Below are 552 nucleotides of genomic sequence, written 5' to 3'. Positions count from 1 at the left end.
GCGGAATGTGGTGGGGAGCCGCCGGTTGCTTGCTATTAATAGCAATGGCGTGGTCCTGGTTGCGCGCCCCGCTCGATTTGCGACGGTTAGCTACCCGCTTTTCCGAGACTTTAATTGTTCGGGCACGGGAGGTGTTACGATGAGCGCATACGACACGACGAGCTCGATGTCAGCCGGAGATTCTCCGTGGAATACGCCATGGTCTGAAACTGAGTTAGAGAGCGTTTACGCTTGCCCCGTCTGTGGGTGTGTTGACCGCAAGATCCTTCAAGAAGATTTGATCGACAATGTATTTTTTATTGCCCCGGGAAAATGGACTTTGTATCGGTGCAATCGTTGCCGCAGCGCTTACCTAGACCCGCGCCCTACCCAAGCGAGTATCGGCAAAGCATATGCTGCTTATTACACGCACGCGGTGGGAATAGCAGAAACAGAATTCGCTCAATTGGGTCAATTTCGGCGCCTGAGGCGCATGCTCGTCAACGGATATTTGAATAAGCGTTATGGTACGCAGCGTAGCCCGGCGGCAGCCTTGGGAGTTTTGTTCGCTAT

General features: G+C 53.4%; 1 protein-coding gene. It reads left to right on the top strand.

Features of this window, described 5'->3' with window-relative positions; translation table 11 throughout:
- Positions 1 to 139 precede the first annotated feature (139 nt).
- Positions 140 to 552: hypothetical protein (locus NEI07_RS02650; protein ID WP_256032504.1), on the top strand; the 413-nt coding region annotated here is incomplete at its 3' end.

It is taken from the genome of Methylocystis suflitae (assembly GCF_024448135.1).
GTDB lineage: Bacteria > Pseudomonadota > Alphaproteobacteria > Rhizobiales > Beijerinckiaceae > Methylocystis > Methylocystis suflitae.
The sequence above is the reverse complement of the archived record's forward strand: the minus strand, read 5'-3'. Positions and strand labels throughout refer to the sequence as shown.